The following is a 15157-nucleotide window of genomic DNA, read 5'->3' on the forward strand; positions in this document are numbered from 1 at the left end:
CTCTTCCGCGAAGTCACTCGATCGGGGTAGAGCCACCGGCGCGGCGGTACCGGAGCAGCAGGACGCCGTCCTCGTGCAGGGCGTCGGCGAGCTCCAGCCGGCGCAGGTGCTCGCCCCGCGGGCCGGTCGCGATCCGGCCGGCCCTGCCGCCGACGAGCAGCGGCGCGACCGTCAGGCACAGCTCGTCGACGGCGTCCGCCGCCACGAGCTCGCCGAACAGGGTGGGCCCGCCCTCGCAGAGCACGCGGTGCAGGCCGCGGCGGGCCAGCTCGGCGAGGACGAGGTCCGGGGTGAGGCGCTCGAGCCCCACGACGTCGGCGCCCGCGGTGGCCAGCCGCTCACGGCGTTCCCGTGGGACCGTGTCGAGGGTGAGCACGATCGGCGGGACGTGGGTGTCGGTGAACAGCCTGCCGGCCGGATCGAGCCGGGCCGAGCCGGTGACGACGGCGATCGGCGGCGGCGTGTCCCGGCCGATGGTGGGCCTGCGGGCGCCCCGGTAGTCCTCGGCCCGCACCGTTCCCGCGCCGACGAGGATGACGTCGGCGAGCCGGCGCAGCATCAGGAACACCCGGCGGTCGGCGGGGGAGCCCAGCCCCGCGGAGGCGCCCTCTACGGACACGGCCCCGTCGGCGCTCGCCACGAAGTTGACCCGCACGAACGGCGCGCCCAGGTCCCGCGGATAGGCGTAGCGGTCCGCGAGCTGCGCGTCGTCCAGGACCTCGTCGGCGGGCAGCAGCGGGTGCACCGCGCCATCCTCTCGTGTCCGCAGGAGCGCTTCGCCCAGCGGTCGGCGAACTCGCCGGCGCGCGGGGCCACTATGGAGTGAAGGCCAGGCTCACCTATGGTGTGTCCGTGTTGACGACGCCGGCCGCTCCCGCGCCCGCGGTCGGCGGGTTGCGCAGGCGCCGGCTCGCCGGCCTGGCCCTGCTCGCGGCCGTACTGGTGGGTGCCTGCCTGGCGAGCATCGCCGTCGGCGCCAAGGCGATCCCCCTCGAAGGCGTGTGGCACGCCGTGTTCACGCCCACCGGCCTCGAGGACGACATCGTGGTGCGCTCGCTGCGGGTGCCCCGCACGGTGCTCGGCGTGCTCGCGGGCGGAGCGCTCGGCCTCGCCGGGGCGCTGATCCAGGGCCACACCCGTAACCCGCTCGCCGACCCCGGGCTGCTGGGCGTGAACAACGGGGCGGCGTTCTTCGTCGTCATCGGGATCTACGTGTTCGGCGTCACGAGCCTCTACGGCTACGTCTGGTTCGCCTTCGCCGGTGCGCTCGTGGCGAGCGTCGCGGTGTTCGTGCTCGGTTCCGTCGGCCGTGGCGGGCCCACGCCGGTCACGCTGGCGCTCGCGGGTGCCGCGGTGTCGGCGCTGCTCGCCGCGCTCACCTCGGCCGTGGTGCTGATCGACGTCCAGACCCTCGACGCCTACCGCTTCTGGGCGGTGGGATCGCTGGCCGGGCGCGAGGTGGAGATCGCAGGGCAGGTGCAGTGGTTCCTGCTCGCGGGCGCGTTGATCGGCCTGGCGAGCGCCCCCGCCCTGAACGCCCTCTCGCTCGGCGACGACGTCGCCCGCTCGCTCGGGCACTCGGTGCGCCGCACCCGCACGATGGGGGTCGTGGCGATCACCCTGCTGGCCGGGTCGGCCACGGCGGCGTGCGGGCCGATCGCGTTCGTCGGGCTGGTCGTCCCGCACATCGTCCGGTCGTTCACCGGCCCGGACTACCGGTGGCTGCTGCCCGCGTCGGCGCTCGCGGGCTCCGCCCTGCTGCTCGTCGCCGACGTGATCGGCCGCATCGTCGTGCGTCCGGGCGAGCTGCAGGTCGGGATCGTGCTGGCGCTGATCGGCGGCCCGTTCTTCGTCTGGCTCGTGCGCCGCCGGAAGATGGTGGCGATCTGATGGCCGTCCTCGAGAAAGCGCCCCAGCGCGTACCGGGACGCCCCGCGCTGCGCGCCAGGGGAGTGTCGCTCGTCTGGCGGCCGCGGTACGTGGTCGTGCTCGCGATCGGCATCGCCGCCCTCGTGCTCGGCATGGCGGCGAACATCGGCCGCGGCGAGTACCCGATCAGCGTTCCCGACGTGCTCGCGGTGCTGCTGGGGGGCGGCGACTCCGGCCAGCAGTTCATCATCCTGGAGCTGCGGCTGCCCCGCTCGCTCACCGGCGCGCTCGTCGGGGGAGCCCTCGCCGTGGCCGGGGCGATCACGCAGTCGATCGCACGCAACCCGCTCGCCAGCCCGGACATGATCGGTCTCACGGCGGGCGCGAGCGCAGCGGCGGTGTTCGTCATCGTGCTCGGGGGCGGGTTCGGCGCGGTCGGGGGGTTCCTCGCTGCCGCAGGCCTCCCGATGGCCGCCCTGATCGGCGGCCTGCTCACCGCGTTCCTGATCTACGGTCTGGCCTGGCGGCGCGGTGTGCACGGGTTCCGGCTCGTGCTGGTCGGCATCGGCCTGCAGGCGATGCTGCTGGCCATCGTGCACTGGCTGCTCGTCGTGGCCGAGGTGTTCGAGGCGGCGCGTGCCTACGTGTGGCTCAACGGCAGCCTCAACGCGCGCGGCTGGGAGCACGTCGTGCCCGTGTCGATCGCGCTCGCCGTGCTGCTGCCGGCCGCGTTCCTGCTGGCGCACGTCCTCGGCGCGCTGCAGTACGGCGACGACACCGCGCGCGGCCTCGGCGTCCCCGTCAACCGGGCACGGTCCCTGTTGCTCCTCGTCGCCGTCGGGCTGGCGTCGGTGGCCACGGCGAGCGCCGGGCCGATCGCGTTCGTGGCGCTGGTGGCACCGCAGATCGCGCAGCGCCTCGTCGGGGGAGCGCGCCCACCCATCGGGATGTCGCTCGTCGTCGGCGCGGCGCTCACCGTGATCGCCGACGTCGTCGCGCGCACCGCGTTCGGCGCCACCGAACTGCCGGTCGGCATCGTCACCGCCGTGCTCGGCGCGCCCTACCTGCTCTACCTGCTCGCCCGTTACGGCCGGGAGGCCCGTGCATGACGCCGTTGACCAAGACCGACGCCTCTCAGGACGGTGCTGCCGCGATCTCCGACCCCGCCGTCCGGCTGCGGGCCGAGCACGTCCGGCTGGCCTACGGTGAGCGCACCGTGGTGGACGGCCTGGACCTCGACGTCGTCGCCGGCACGATCACGGCCGTGATCGGGCCCAACGGGTGCGGCAAGTCCACCCTCCTGCGGGCGCTGGGGCGGCTGCTCAAGCCCTCCGCGGGCCAGGTGCTGCTCGACGGCAGGCGCATCGACAAGATGCCCACCCGCGAGGTCGCCAAGATCCTCGGCCTGCTGCCGCAGGCTCCGACCGCGCCGGAGGGGCTCACCGTGGCCGACCTCGTGGCGCGCGGCAGGCACCCGCACCAGGCGTGGTACCGGCAGTGGTCGGCCGACGACGAGGAGGCCGTGGCCCAGGCCCTCGAGTGGACCGGCATCGCCGACCTCGCAGAACGCCCCGTCGACGAGCTGTCCGGTGGCCAGCGGCAGCGGGCGTGGATCTCGATGGCGCTCGCGCAGGGCACCGACCTGCTTCTGTTGGACGAGCCCACCACGTTCCTCGACCTCGCCCACCAGGTCGACGTGCTGGAGCTCGTCCGGCGGCTGCACCAGGAAGCCGACCGCACCGTCGTCATGGTGCTGCACGACCTGAATCTGGCCGCCCGCTACGCCGACCGGCTCATCGCCATGCGGGACGGCAGGATCGTCGCAGCGGGTGAGCCGTCCGAGGTCGTCACGGAGTCGATGCTCGCCGAGGTGTTCGGGCTGGCAGCCCGGGTGATCCCCGATCCGGTGGCCGGCACCCCCCTGGTCGTGCCGATGGGCGGTCACGCTCAGTCGTCCTGAGCTCCCCGTGTGTCACGTGTCACCATGTGACCTGCGACGGCCCGGGAACGAGCGAGAGGAGGCCAGGTGGACAGCCAGTCGGTGTTCGACCACGAGGGACCCTGGTCCGAGGCGGCCTACCTCGCCCTGAAGCATGATGGCCGCGTCGAGGTCGTCGACGGCACGCTGCTCGTCGGCCCCAACGCGCGCCCGCGGCGGACGCGGGCGATCGGGCGGGTGCGCGAGGCCGTGGCCGCGGCGTTGCCGGACGGGCTGATCGTGCGTGGCCCGCTGCCGCTGCGCCTCGGCCCGGACTGCGTGCTCGTACCGGATCTGATCATCACCGCGGCCCCCGCCCACGAGGGCGAGCCCGGCGACGAATCCGCGGATGCGCAGCCCGCTGCCGAGGTCGAGGCGCCCGTGATCGTCGACGCTGCCGCGGCCCTGATGGTGATCGAGGTCGTCGGCAGCGACCACGGCGCCGCCGACCGGAGCTTCAAGCTGCAGCTGTACGCCCGCAGTCGCATCCCGTACTCCGTGCTGCTCGACCACGACGGCCCGTTCGCGGTCGCGGACATGATCATCGGTGGTCGCTACCACGAGTACGCGCGCGCGGGCGGCGAGGAGAAGCTGCTGATCGAGGAGCCGTTCCGGCTCGAGCTCGACCTCGCGGAGATCACGGCGCCGGAGCCCGCCCGGCCCGCGGAGCCCCGGGACTCCGCGACCGAGGCCCCACCGACCCAGGCTCTGCCCGTGGTGCCCACCGAGGACCCCGGCGGCCCGGCGCGACCGATCAACGCCTGACCCGGGGCACACGCACCCCCTCTGCGCTCACGCCCCCCGTCGACGGGGTGCGCCGCCGGAGTCGAGGTGCGCGGCCCGGAGCGGTGTGCGTCCGGGACCGCTCACGCGCCCGGTTTGCGTTCACGCGCCCCGTCGATGGGGTGTGCCGCCGGAGTCGAGGTGCGTTGCCTGAGTTGGGGTGCGTGGCCTGAGCGGTTCGTGTCCGGCGCCGCTCGCGCCCACTTCCCCTCCCGCGCACCCCGTCACGGCGCACGCCCTCGGCCGACGGGGAGCGTCGGCCGAGACGAGTCGCGCGGACCGGTACGAGGTGCATGAGCGCGCGGGCTTGACGGGTGATCTGCGCGAGGCATACGGTCGGACATCGTATATGAGATATGAGAGGGAACCGTGCCGCTGACCGACGCCGGGCTCATGCCCTCGCGCACCGCGCGGGTGCTCGAGATCATCCGCAACGCGATCCTGAGCGGCGAGCTCGCGCCCGGGAGCGCGCTCGTCGAGCAGGAGCTCGCGGCGCAGCTGGGCGTGTCCAAGACCCCCGTGCGCGAGGCGCTCAAGACCCTCGAAGGCACCGGGCTCGTGGTGATGGCCCCGTACCGGGGCGCCGCGGTCCGCGAGCTGACCCGCGCCGATGCCGTCGCGATCTACGACCTGCGGCTGCTCCTGGAGCCGGAGGCCGTGCAGCGCAGCGTCGCCGCCGGGGCCGACGTGTCCGGTGCCGCCGAGTGCCTGCGCAAGGCGCGCGCCGCGGCGGGCAACGCCGAGCGGAGCCTGGCCAACCGCGAGTTCCACCGGCAGCTCTACGCCGGGTGCGGCAACGCGCTGCTCGTGGCCACCCTCGACGGGCTGCGCGACCGCACCGCGCTCGTGTCGGCGGCGTCCTGGGCCAAGACCGCCACCTGGGAGGCCGAGGCCGACGAGCACGAGGCGATCCTCGCCGCCGCCGAGGCGGGCGACGCCGACACCGCCCGCAGGCTCACCGCCGAGCACGTGGCCGGCTTCCTGCGAAGACTTCCCTGATCGGGAAAGCAAGAAAAGGAGTGTGGCCCAGCCACCGCCAAGCGTCCGGGCCACACTCCCGAACCGTCACTCACGAGGAGCAACGTTGCCCTACCCTAGCACGGCCGAGGGAATTGAAGATCCATCGCGCGCACGGCAGCGCAGCCACTTCAGATGGACGATCGTCGCATTTTCCGCACTCGGTCTGACGATCGCCTATCTCGACCGGTCCGCATTGAGCGTGGCCCTGCCGTTCATGACCCGTGAATTCGAGATCAGCCCTGCCGTGCAGGGCGTGGTGCTCTCGTCGTTCTTCTGGAGCTATGCGGTTTTCCAGGTGCCGTCCGGCTGGCTGCTCGACCGGGTCGGTCCGCGGGTCGTCTACCCGGTCGCGGTCGGCTGGTGGTCGATCTGGACCGCGCTCACCGCGTTGGCGGGCGGCGTCGCCAGCCTGATCGTCTTCCGGATCGGCCTGGGCATCGGCGAGGCGCCGGTGCAGCCGGCGAACATCAAGGTCGTCTCCAAGTGGTTCCCGCGCAGCGAGCGGGCGTTCGCCTCCAGCCTGTTCGACATGGGGCAGCAGATCGGCGTGGCGCTCTCGGTCCCGGTGGTCACGGTGCTCGCCGTCTCGGTCGGCTGGCGGGCGGTGTTCGTCGTGATCGGGGCCGTCGGGCTGCTGTGGATCTTCGGGTGGCTGCGGATCTACCGCTCCCCGGAGCACCACCCGCGGGTCAGCGCCGCGGAGCTCGCGCACATCCGGTACGACCAGGCCGAGATGGTGGTCGAGGAAACCCCGCGCGATGCCCGCAGCTGGCTGCCGCTCCTGCGCAACGGCCAGGTCTGGGCCCTGATGAGCGGTTACGTGTTCCGTTCCCTCGCCGGCGCCTTCTTCCTGACCTGGTACCCGAGCTACCTCCTCGACGACCGCGGATTCTCCGAGGCCGACTTCGGAATGGTGGGTGCTATTCCGGCGGTCATCGGAATCGGGGCCACCGTTCTCGGCGGAATCGTGTCCGACCGGATGCTCGCGGCGGGCATGTCCACGAACGTCGCGCGGAAGGCCCCGATCATCGCCGGGCTCGGGGTCAGCGCGTGCATCGCGATCACGCCGTTCGTGGAGAGCAACCTCGTCGTCATGATCCTGCTGACGGTGAGCAGCGCGGCGCACTCGTTCGCGGGCGCGGCGATCCTCAGCCTGCCCTCCGAGGTGGCGCCGTCCCCCGACGTCGTGGGGTCGATCGCCGGTTTCCAGAACTTCGGCTCGCAGCTGGGCAACATCGTGAGCCCCATCGCGATCGGCCTGTTCCTGACGTTCAGCGGCGGCTCCTACCTCGGGCCGCTGGTGTTCGCAGGCGCCAGCTGCATCATCAGCGCGCTGATCTACGGCCTGTGCGTGCGCATCAAGCCCGTCCACACCTTCGAGGAGAGCAAGTGAGCTCGGTGGAGCGTTTGGCGACCGCGATCGTCATCCCGGTCACGCCGTTCGCCGAGGACGGCAGCGTCGATGTCGACTGCTACACGAAGCTCGTCACGCGGCTGCTCGACGGCGGCGTCACCGCCGTCACGCCCAACGGCAACACCGGCGAGTTCTACACCCTGACCCCGCAGGAACGGCAGCTCGTGCTGGAGACCTGCACCGCAGCGGCCGCCGGGCGTGCGGTGGTGGTGGCCGGGGTCGGCTTCGACGTGCAGACCGCTGCGGCCGATGCGCGCGCCGCCCGGGACGCGGGCGCGCACGCGATCATGATCCACCAGCCGGTGCACCCGTACCTCTCGCCCGCGGGGTGGGTGGACTACAACGCCGCCGTCGCCTCGGCCGCCCCCGAGCTCGGCGTGCTGCCCTACCTGAAGAGCCGGGCGATCACCGGCGCGCACATCGCCGAGCTCGCCGACCGCGCGCCGAACGTGATCGGGTTGAAGTACTCGGTGGACGACCCGGTGCACTTCGCCGCCGTCCGCGCCGATGCGGGCGGCGACCGGCTGCTCTGGATCGCCGGGCTCGCCGAGCCGTACGCGCCGTCGTACTGGCAGGCGGGCGCCCGCGGGTTCACCTCCGGCCTGGCGAACGTCGCGCCGCGGGTGGCGCTCGACCTGCTCGCCGCCCTGCGAGCGGGGGAGGGCGTGGAAGAGGCGTGGCTGCGGGTGCGGCGGTTCGAGGAGCTCAGGGCGCGGGGCGGTGCGGCGGACAACGTGGCCGTCGTCAAAGAGGCGCTGCACCAGCGCGGGCTGTGCCGGCGCGACGTCCGGCCGCCGGGCCACGTGCTCGGACCGGACGCAGCCGCGGAGGTGGCCGCCGCGATCGCCGGGTGGCCGGAATGAGGATCTCCCGGCTCGAGACGTTCATGCAGCGCGTGGGTGACCGGCCGCGGCTGCTCGTCAAGATCACCACCGACGACGGGATCGCCGGCTGGGCCGAGGCGTACAACCACGGCCCGGACCGGGCGCTCGTGCCGCTGCTGGAGTACCTGTTCACGCAGATCGAGGGGGTGGACGCGCGGCGGGTCGGCTACGTCAACCAGTACCTGCTGCAGTCCTCGCGCTTCCCGCCCGGCGCGCTCGGCCTCGCCGCGATCGCGGCGATCGACCATGCGCTGTGGGACATCGCGGGCAAGGCGGCGGGCCTGCCGGTCTACCAGCTGCTCGGCGGGGCGGTGCGCGACCGCGTGCGGGTGTACGCCGGGCTCTACTCGGCCCCGGACGTCCCGCAGCTGGCCGAGCGGACCACCGAGCTCAACGAGCGGTACGGCTTCACGGCCTTCAAGCTGAGCCCGTACCGCGGCGACATCCACGCCACCCGCTGGGGCGCGGTCTGCCGGGAGATCGGCGACTGGTTCGGCGCCGTCCGGGAGCGGTTGCCGGACGCGTGGGAGTTCGCCTTCGACGCCCACGCGTGCATCTGGGAGCCAGGGCAGGCGGTGCAGCTCGCCGCCGCCCTCGCGCCGAACGAGCCCCTCTTCCTCGAGGAGCCGATCCGTCCGGAGCACGTGCCGGCGTGGGCGCGGATCCGCAGCGAGATGCGGGTGCCGCTCGCGACGGGGGAGTCGCTGTACACCCCGAACGAGTTCCTCGCGCTGCTCGCGGCGCAGGGCGCGGACATCGTGCAGCCCGACATCTGCGTCGTCGGCGGCCTCACCCAGATGCGCAAGATCGCGGTGCTCGCAGAGGCGCACTACGTCGGCGTGGCCCCCCACAACCCGATGGGTCCTCTCGCGACGGCGGCGAACCTGCACTTCGCGGCGGCCACCACCAACTTCGACATCCTGGAGTACAAGCCCGACGACACGACCTGGTGCGTGGACCCGTACCTCCCCGTCGACGGGTACCTGCAGCTGCGCCCCGACCGCCCCGGGTGGGGCGTGGAGATCGACGAGTCGGCGCTCGCGCACGACGACTACGTCCACTGGGAGCGGCGCGTGCCGGTGCGACCGGACGGGTCGACGGCGTACATGTGACCAGTAGTGTCGCCGCATGGGGAAGTCCGTGCGCGAGACGTTCCGGGTGCCCGGCGAGCTCGACCTCGCCGCCATCGACCCGCGCGGTCGGCCCGTCGGCCCGCAGGACAAGGCCGCGGCGGCCGGCGAGATGGCCGAGCTCGGGAGCCGCCTCGACGGCCTGCAGGAGGCGCTCTACGCCGAGGCCACCGGTGGGAGCCCGCGAGCCGTCCTGCTCGTGCTGCAGGGGATGGACACCTCCGGCAAGGGCGGGGTGATCCGGCACGTCGGCGGCCTGGTGAGCCCGCAGGGCCTGCAGATCGCCACGTTCAAGAAGCCCACCGACGAGGAGCTCGCGCACGACTTCCTGTGGCGCGTCCGGCGCCAGGTCCCGATCCCCGGCCGGATCGGGATCTTCGACCGCTCGCACTACGAGGACGTCCTCATCGCCCGCGTCGACGAGCTCGTGCCCGAGGACGTCTGGCGGCGCCGCTACACCGAGATCGTCCAGTTCGAGGCGGAACTGGACGCCCAGGGCATCGCCATCGTGAAGTGCATGCTGCACATCTCGGCCAAGGAGCAGGCCGAGCGGCTCATCGCGCGCCTCGACGACCCCGGGAAGCGCTGGAAGTACAACCCGGGTGACCTGGACGCGCGCGCGAAGTGGCCCGCCTACCAGGAGGCGTACACCGAGGCGCTGCGCCGCACCGACACCGACGCCGCGCCCTGGTACGTGATCCCGTCCGACCGCAAGTGGTACCGCAACTGGGCCATCGCCGCCCTGCTCGCGGAGACCCTCGCCGACATCGACCCGAAGTTCCCGAAGCCGGACTTCGACGTCGACGCCGAGCGCGCCCGGCTGGCGGCCAGCGGCGTGTCCTGAGCCCGAGCTCGCGGTGTGCGGAGGGCGCTCGGTGCCATGCCGAGCGCGCTGGTGAGGGTGATCTCCAGACCGGTCGTGAGCGGTCGCAGACGGGCCGGCCAGGCCGACCTCGAGCCCCTGAGCCGCGAGTCCGCCGAACCGCCACGGCGAGTCCGGCGTACCGCCACGGCGAGTCCGGCGTACCGCCACGGCGAGTCCGGCGTACCGCCACGGCGAGTCCGGCGAATCGACGCGGTGAGTCTGGCGAATCGACGCGGTGAGTCTGGCGAATCGACGCGGTGAGTCTGGCGAATCGACGCGGTGAGTCTGGCGAATCGACGCGGTGAGTCTGGCGAATCGACGCGGTGAGTCTGGCGAATCGACGCGGTGAGTCTGGCGAATCGACGCGGTGAGTCTGGCGAATCGACGCGGTGAGTCTGGCGAATCGACGCGGTGAGTCTGGCGAATCGACGCGGTGAGTCTGGCGAATCGACGCGGTGAGTCTGGCGATCGGGCGGCCTTCGGTGGCGCCGCGCATTGTGCGGGGCCGCCCCTCAGAGCTCAAGGGCGCCTGCGGCGTCGCTGCGCGATCGCTGCGCGACCCTTGACCTCCGAGCCTCTGCGACCCCTCCGGGCAGCACAACACGGGCAGGCCAGGGGCCTGCCCTTCGGGCGCGCGGCGCCACCGAAGGCGGTCCCACGGCCAAGATCAAGGCCTCGGCGCGAAAACGGTCGAAAACGACACGAGAACCCACCGAACAGCCGATCACGCCGCCCGCAGCGCCGCCAACAGCCGACTTCACACACCCAGCACGCACTTCACACAAGGCCGGCCTTGTGTGAAGTCGCCACTGGGTGTGTGAAGTGGTTGGGAGAGGGCTCGTGATCGGCCCGAGGAGTACATCAGGTCTCCGCCGAGCCCCGGTGTGCTGATCGGAGCGATCTCCGCAACCGGCGCACCCGTTCTCCGCCCACGCGCCCCGTCGACCGGGTGTGTGGCCCGACACGGGGCGCGCGAGCGCACACAGGGTGCGCGACGGGCGGGGAGATCCGCCATCGCGTGTCCGTGAGAGCGGCCTGCTGGCGGCGCCGCGCGCCCCATCGGGCAGGCCCCCGGCCTGCCCGCACCGCATGCCCGAGGGGCCGTAGAGGCTCGCAGGTCAAGGGTCGCGAAGCGATCGCGCAGCGACGCCGCAGGCGCCCTTGAGCTGGGAGGGGCGGCCCCGCACAATGCGCGGCGCCGCCAGCAGGCCATGACCACATCGGCCTGTCCGACTGGCGGGCCCCGACGTACGAGGGCCGGGTCAGCAGCGGCCTGCCCGGTGCGCAGGGCTGGCAGGAGGCCTTGACCGCGCGTTTCCTGTCGAGCGGCCCGGAGGCCCTGTGCGGCGGCCCGGCGCAGAAGCCGTCGGCCCGCATGGCGCCAGGGCGCCAGGGCGCCTGGACCGCGTTGGCCTCGGGCTGCCAGGGGCCCGGCGCGCGACCGCCTGGCCAGCAGCGGGCCCGCACGAGGCGCGGCCCAGGAGGCCCTCCTGGATGGAGCAGCTACCCCAGCAGCTGCCGCCCGATGATCTCCTTCATGATCTCGTTGGTCCCCCCGAAGATCGCCTGTACGCGGGAGTCGACGAAGGCCTTCGCGATGGGGTACTCGAGCATGTAGCCGTAGCCGCCGTGCAGCTGCACGCAGCGGTCCACCACCCGCTTGAGCACGTCGCTCGCCCACCACTTGGCCTTGGCCGCGTCGGCCGGGTCGAGCCGGCCGGCCACGTGCTCGGTGAGGCAGCGGTCGACGAAGGCCTGGGTGACGTCGACCTCGGTGGCGATCTCCGCGAGCTCGAACCGGGTGTTCTGGAAAGCGGACACCGGGCGGCCGAACGCGGTGCGCTCCTTCGTGTACTCCACGGTGACCTCGAGCGCCCGCGCCGCGCCCGCCGCGCAGCCGACCGCGATCGAGAGCCGTTCCTGCGCCAGGTTCTGCATCAGCGCGATCAGCCCGCCGCCCGGTTCGCCGAGCACGTTGGCATCCGGCACGCGGACGTCGGTGAACGACAGCTCCGCGGTGTCCTGCGCCTTCAGGCCTACCTTCTGCAGGCGGCGGCCGCGCTCGAACCCCGGCATCCCGCGTTCCACGACGAGCAGGCTGAACCCGCGGCTGCCGGCGTCCGGGTCGGTGCGCGCCACGACGATCACCAGGTCGGCCATGATCCCGTTGGTGATGAAGGTCTTCGCACCGTTGAGGACCCAGACGTCGCCGTCGCGGCGGGCGTTCGTCTGGATGCCCTGCAGGTCGGAGCCGGTGCCGGGCTCCGTCATCGCGATCGCGGTGATGATCTCACCGGAGCAGAAGCCGGGGAGCCAGCGCTGCTTCTGCTCGTCGGTGGCCAGGCGCAGCAGGTAGGGCGCCACCACGTCGTTCTGCAGCGGGAAGCCGACACCGCTCGCGCCCGCCCGCGACAGCTCCTCGGTGAGCACGGCGTTGTAGCGGAAGTCGGACACCCCTCCGCCGCCGAACTCGTCGGGCACGTCGATACCCAGCAGCCCCGCCCGCCCCGCCGCCAGCCAGACGTCGCGGCTGACCTGGCCGTCGTGCTCCCACTGCTCGTGGAACGGGGTGACCTCTTTGGCGATGAAGGTGCGGGCCAGGTCGCGGAAGGCGTCATGTTCGGCGTCGAAGATGTCGCGCTGCATCGGCCGAGTCTCACATACCGAGCGGTAACCAAGAAGCGAGCTAGAAGCCCCGCGATGGTGGCACGTCCACCCACGACAGGAAGAGGAGCACGAGGACCAGGGTCCCCACCCCGATCCAGCCGAGGACGATCCCCGCGATCGCCAAGCCGCCGCCGGGCTCGCCGCGCTCCGCGATCTGCTGGCGCGCGACGTACCCGAAGATCAGCGCCATGATGCTGCCGACCCAGTAGATCCACAGGATCCCCAGGACGAGCGAGGCGATCGCCATGCCGTTGGTCGGCCGCGTCACGTAGGCGACGTAGCCCGGCGGCGGGTACCAGCCCTGGTACGGCGGGCCGTATCCGGCCGGGTGCCCGGAGGGAGCGTTGTACGGCGCCGGGCCCTGGGGGCCGTACGGCGAGGTGGGTGGTGGGCCGAGGGGGAGCCCGGTCCGCGGGTCGTACGCCCGACCCGGCAGCGGGTCGTAGGGCAGCGTCGTCTGAGGGCCGTACGCCGGAGCGGTCGGCTGTTCGTAGGGCGGAGCGGGCGCCGGTCCCGCAGGCTTGTCGAAGGACATGCCGCCCTGCGGTTGGGGGATCTGCACGGTGGCCGAGTCGGCCTGCCCGGCCGGGTCCCGCTGCGGTTCGGACGGCTGCCGCGGTTCGGACGGTTGCTGCGGATCGGGCGTGCTCATCATGTCCCCCCTCGACACGGCGGCTTTGCACAGATCGTTCCTTCCCCACCCCCTACCGGCGACGGCGGGGTTGCCCGGGAGATCGGTAGCGTGTCGCCCCGTGGACCTCCCGGCCGCCGCGGTCAACGTCGTCGGCATGGTGCGCGGTGGCGTGGCCGACCTGCGCCGGATGCCGCGCGAGTTGGTCGACGACGGCCCGCGTGGCGCGCTCTACCGGTACGTCCCGACGCCCGGGGTGGCGCCTGCGGGCGGCGAGCCGGTGCTGCTGGTCCCCCCGCTCGGCGCCCCCGACTTCGCCTACGACCTGCGCCGCGGTTGCTCGCTCGTGGAGCACCTGCTCTCCGAGGGCCGGCTCGTGTACCTCATCGACCACGGGCCGAAGTCGTTCTCCGACCGTCGCCTCGGCATGGAGCACTGGGTCGACGACGTCGTGCCGTGGGCCGCGCGGCTCACCGCCGAGGACGCCGGACCGGACGTCCACCTCGTCGGCTGGTCGCTCGCGGGAATCTTCTGCTCGCTGGCCGTCGCCGCGGGGGTGCAGGCGGGCGAGCCGCTCCCGGTGCGGACCCTCACGATGATCGGCAGCCCGGTCGACGTGTCGGCCGTGCCGTTCGTGGCCCCGCTGCGGCCACTGGCGATGGTGACCGGCGGGCGCGGCCTGTCGGCGGTCTACCGCGCGATCGGGAGCTTCCCGGCGCCCGTGGTGAGCGCCGCGTTCCAGCTCGTGGCCGTCGACAAGCTGGTCACGAAGCCGCTGACGGTGCTGTCCCAGCTCGACGACCGCGACGCGCTCGCCCAGATCGAGGCCGTCGAGTACCTGATGCGCAACATGCACGGCTACCCGGGCCGCGTGTTCGGTCAGATCTTCCACCTCATGCTGCGCCGCAACGACCTCGCCGACGGCGAGCTGTCACTGGGCGGGCGGTCCATCCGGCTCGCCGCCGTGCAGGTCCCGGTGCTGGTGGTGGGCGGCCGCTCCGACCTGATCGCGCCGCTGCCGGCCGTGCAGAAGGTCGTGGGGCTCCTCACCGGTGCCCCCGAGGTGCGCTTCAGCACCGCACCCGGCGGGCACCTGGGGGTGCTCACCGGGCGCGGCGCGCGCACCACCACCTGGTCGGCCCTGGACGAGTTCCTGGCCGACCACGGCTGACCCGGGCCGATCAGGCCAGATGCGTGCGGAGGAACGCCACCGTGCGGTCCCAGGCGATCTGCGCCTGCTCGGCGTCGTACGTGCCGAGGTGGTTCTCGTCGTTGAAGAACGCGTGGCCCGCCGGGTAGGTGTGGAACTCCGGCTGCACCCCGGACTCGTCCTCGATCCGCGCGGCGAGCGCACGCACGGCCTCGGGGTTCGCGTAGTCGTCCTGCTCGCCGAAGTGCCCGAGCAACGGCGCGGTGAGCCCGGAGAAGCTGGGGTAGTCCTCTCCCAGCACGCCGTAGAACGGTACCGCCGCGCCGATCTTGTCGCCCTGCTGCGCGGCGAGCACGAGCACGAAGCCGCCGCCCATGCAGAAGCCGACCGCGCCGACCTTCCGGGAGGTGACCGCCTCGTGGCCGAGCAGGTGGTCCACGGCACCCGCGAGGTCGCGAGCGGCCTGCTGGACCGGGAGCTTCTGCATCAGCTCCCCTGCCTCGGCGGCGTCGTGCGTGGTGGTGCCGCCGTAGAGGTCGGGCGCCAGCGCGACGAATCCCTCCGCGGCGAGCCGGTTGGTGACGTCGGCGATGTGGTTCGTCAGCCCCCACCACTCCTGGATGACGACGACACCCGGGCCGCTGCCGGAGGCGGGGACGGCGAGGTAGCCGTGCGCCGTTCCGCCGTTCGAGGGGAACGTGACGTTCTGGAGCGGGTTCTCGGTCACGGCCCACATCTCACCACGCCCATATGGGCGCCGCTGGAT

The 15157-nt window shown here is 72.7% G+C and carries 14 protein-coding genes; 10 read left to right on the forward strand and 4 right to left on the reverse strand.

Annotated elements, in window-relative coordinates; all coding sequences use genetic code 11:
- Positions 1 to 13 precede the first annotated feature (13 nt).
- Positions 14 to 745, reverse strand: a complete 732-nt coding sequence (locus FHX44_RS28010; RefSeq protein WP_147258527.1) for a pyrimidine reductase family protein — start codon at positions 743 to 745, stop codon at positions 14 to 16.
- A gap of 110 nt (positions 746 to 855) precedes the next feature.
- On the opposite strand from FHX44_RS28010, the gene FHX44_RS28015 reads away from it, so the two are divergent.
- The 9 genes from FHX44_RS28015 (at position 856) to FHX44_RS28055 (ending at position 9922) form a co-directional block, all read left to right on the forward strand.
- On the forward strand, positions 856 to 1890 hold the full coding sequence (locus FHX44_RS28015; RefSeq protein ID WP_425469199.1) for a FecCD family ABC transporter permease: 1035 nt from the start codon (positions 856 to 858) through the stop codon (positions 1888 to 1890).
- Positions 1890 to 2978: a FecCD family ABC transporter permease gene (locus FHX44_RS28020; protein WP_147258529.1), complete on the forward strand. Its 1089-nt coding sequence runs from the start codon at positions 1890 to 1892 to the stop codon at positions 2976 to 2978. The genes FHX44_RS28015 and FHX44_RS28020 overlap by 1 nt, the downstream gene beginning before the upstream one ends.
- Complete coding sequence (locus FHX44_RS28025; protein WP_147258530.1) at positions 2975 to 3829, forward strand: ABC transporter ATP-binding protein; 855 nt, start codon at positions 2975 to 2977, stop codon at positions 3827 to 3829. The genes FHX44_RS28020 and FHX44_RS28025 overlap by 4 nt, the downstream gene beginning before the upstream one ends.
- A gap of 66 nt (positions 3830 to 3895) precedes the next feature.
- Positions 3896 to 4612: a Uma2 family endonuclease gene (locus FHX44_RS28030; protein WP_147258531.1), complete on the forward strand. Its 717-nt coding sequence runs from the start codon at positions 3896 to 3898 to the stop codon at positions 4610 to 4612.
- A gap of 393 nt (positions 4613 to 5005) precedes the next feature.
- Complete coding sequence (locus FHX44_RS28035; protein ID WP_425469200.1) at positions 5006 to 5629, forward strand: GntR family transcriptional regulator; 624 nt, start codon at positions 5006 to 5008, stop codon at positions 5627 to 5629.
- A gap of 22 nt (positions 5630 to 5651) precedes the next feature.
- Positions 5652 to 7043, forward strand: coding sequence for an MFS transporter (locus tag FHX44_RS28040; RefSeq protein ID WP_147258532.1), 1392 nt, complete (start codon positions 5652 to 5654; stop codon positions 7041 to 7043).
- Complete coding sequence (locus tag FHX44_RS28045) at positions 7040 to 7927, forward strand: dihydrodipicolinate synthase family protein (RefSeq protein WP_212612680.1); 888 nt, start codon at positions 7040 to 7042, stop codon at positions 7925 to 7927. Before FHX44_RS28040 ends, FHX44_RS28045 begins: the two co-directional genes overlap by 4 nt.
- The gene (locus FHX44_RS28050) at positions 7924 to 9060 is read left to right on the forward strand and encodes a mandelate racemase/muconate lactonizing enzyme family protein (protein WP_147258534.1); all 1137 of its coding nucleotides are present in this window, start codon (positions 7924 to 7926) and stop codon (positions 9058 to 9060) included. The genes FHX44_RS28045 and FHX44_RS28050 overlap by 4 nt, the downstream gene beginning before the upstream one ends.
- A 16-nt stretch (positions 9061 to 9076) precedes the next feature.
- Complete coding sequence (locus tag FHX44_RS28055; RefSeq protein ID WP_147258535.1) at positions 9077 to 9922, forward strand: PPK2 family polyphosphate kinase; 846 nt, start codon at positions 9077 to 9079, stop codon at positions 9920 to 9922.
- A 1524-nt stretch (positions 9923 to 11446) separates the two neighbouring features.
- Here FHX44_RS28055 and FHX44_RS28060 read toward each other — a convergent pair.
- Together FHX44_RS28060 and FHX44_RS28065 are read right to left on the reverse strand one after the other, a co-directional pair.
- Complete coding sequence (locus tag FHX44_RS28060) at positions 11447 to 12589, reverse strand: acyl-CoA dehydrogenase family protein (RefSeq protein WP_147258536.1); 1143 nt, start codon at positions 12587 to 12589, stop codon at positions 11447 to 11449.
- A gap of 40 nt (positions 12590 to 12629) precedes the next feature.
- Entirely contained in the window at positions 12630 to 13262 is a 633-nt protein-coding gene (locus FHX44_RS28065) for a DUF4190 domain-containing protein (RefSeq protein ID WP_170309070.1), read from the reverse strand.
- A 136-nt stretch (positions 13263 to 13398) separates the two neighbouring features.
- On the opposite strand from FHX44_RS28065, the gene FHX44_RS28070 reads away from it, so the two are divergent.
- Positions 13399 to 14412 carry an alpha/beta hydrolase gene (locus FHX44_RS28070; protein ID WP_147261527.1) on the forward strand — a complete coding sequence of 338 codons (1014 nt, stop codon included), beginning with the start codon at positions 13399 to 13401 and terminating at the stop codon, positions 14410 to 14412.
- 10 nt (positions 14413 to 14422) lie between these two features.
- On the opposite strand, the gene FHX44_RS28075 is transcribed toward FHX44_RS28070, so the two are convergent.
- Positions 14423 to 15118 carry a dienelactone hydrolase family protein gene (locus FHX44_RS28075; protein WP_246170633.1) on the reverse strand — a complete coding sequence of 232 codons (696 nt, stop codon included), beginning with the start codon at positions 15116 to 15118 and terminating at the stop codon, positions 14423 to 14425.
- Between the last annotated feature and the right edge of the window lie 39 nt (positions 15119 to 15157).

The organism is Pseudonocardia hierapolitana (genome assembly GCF_007994075.1).
GTDB classification, from domain to species: domain Bacteria; phylum Actinomycetota; class Actinomycetes; order Mycobacteriales; family Pseudonocardiaceae; genus Pseudonocardia; species Pseudonocardia hierapolitana.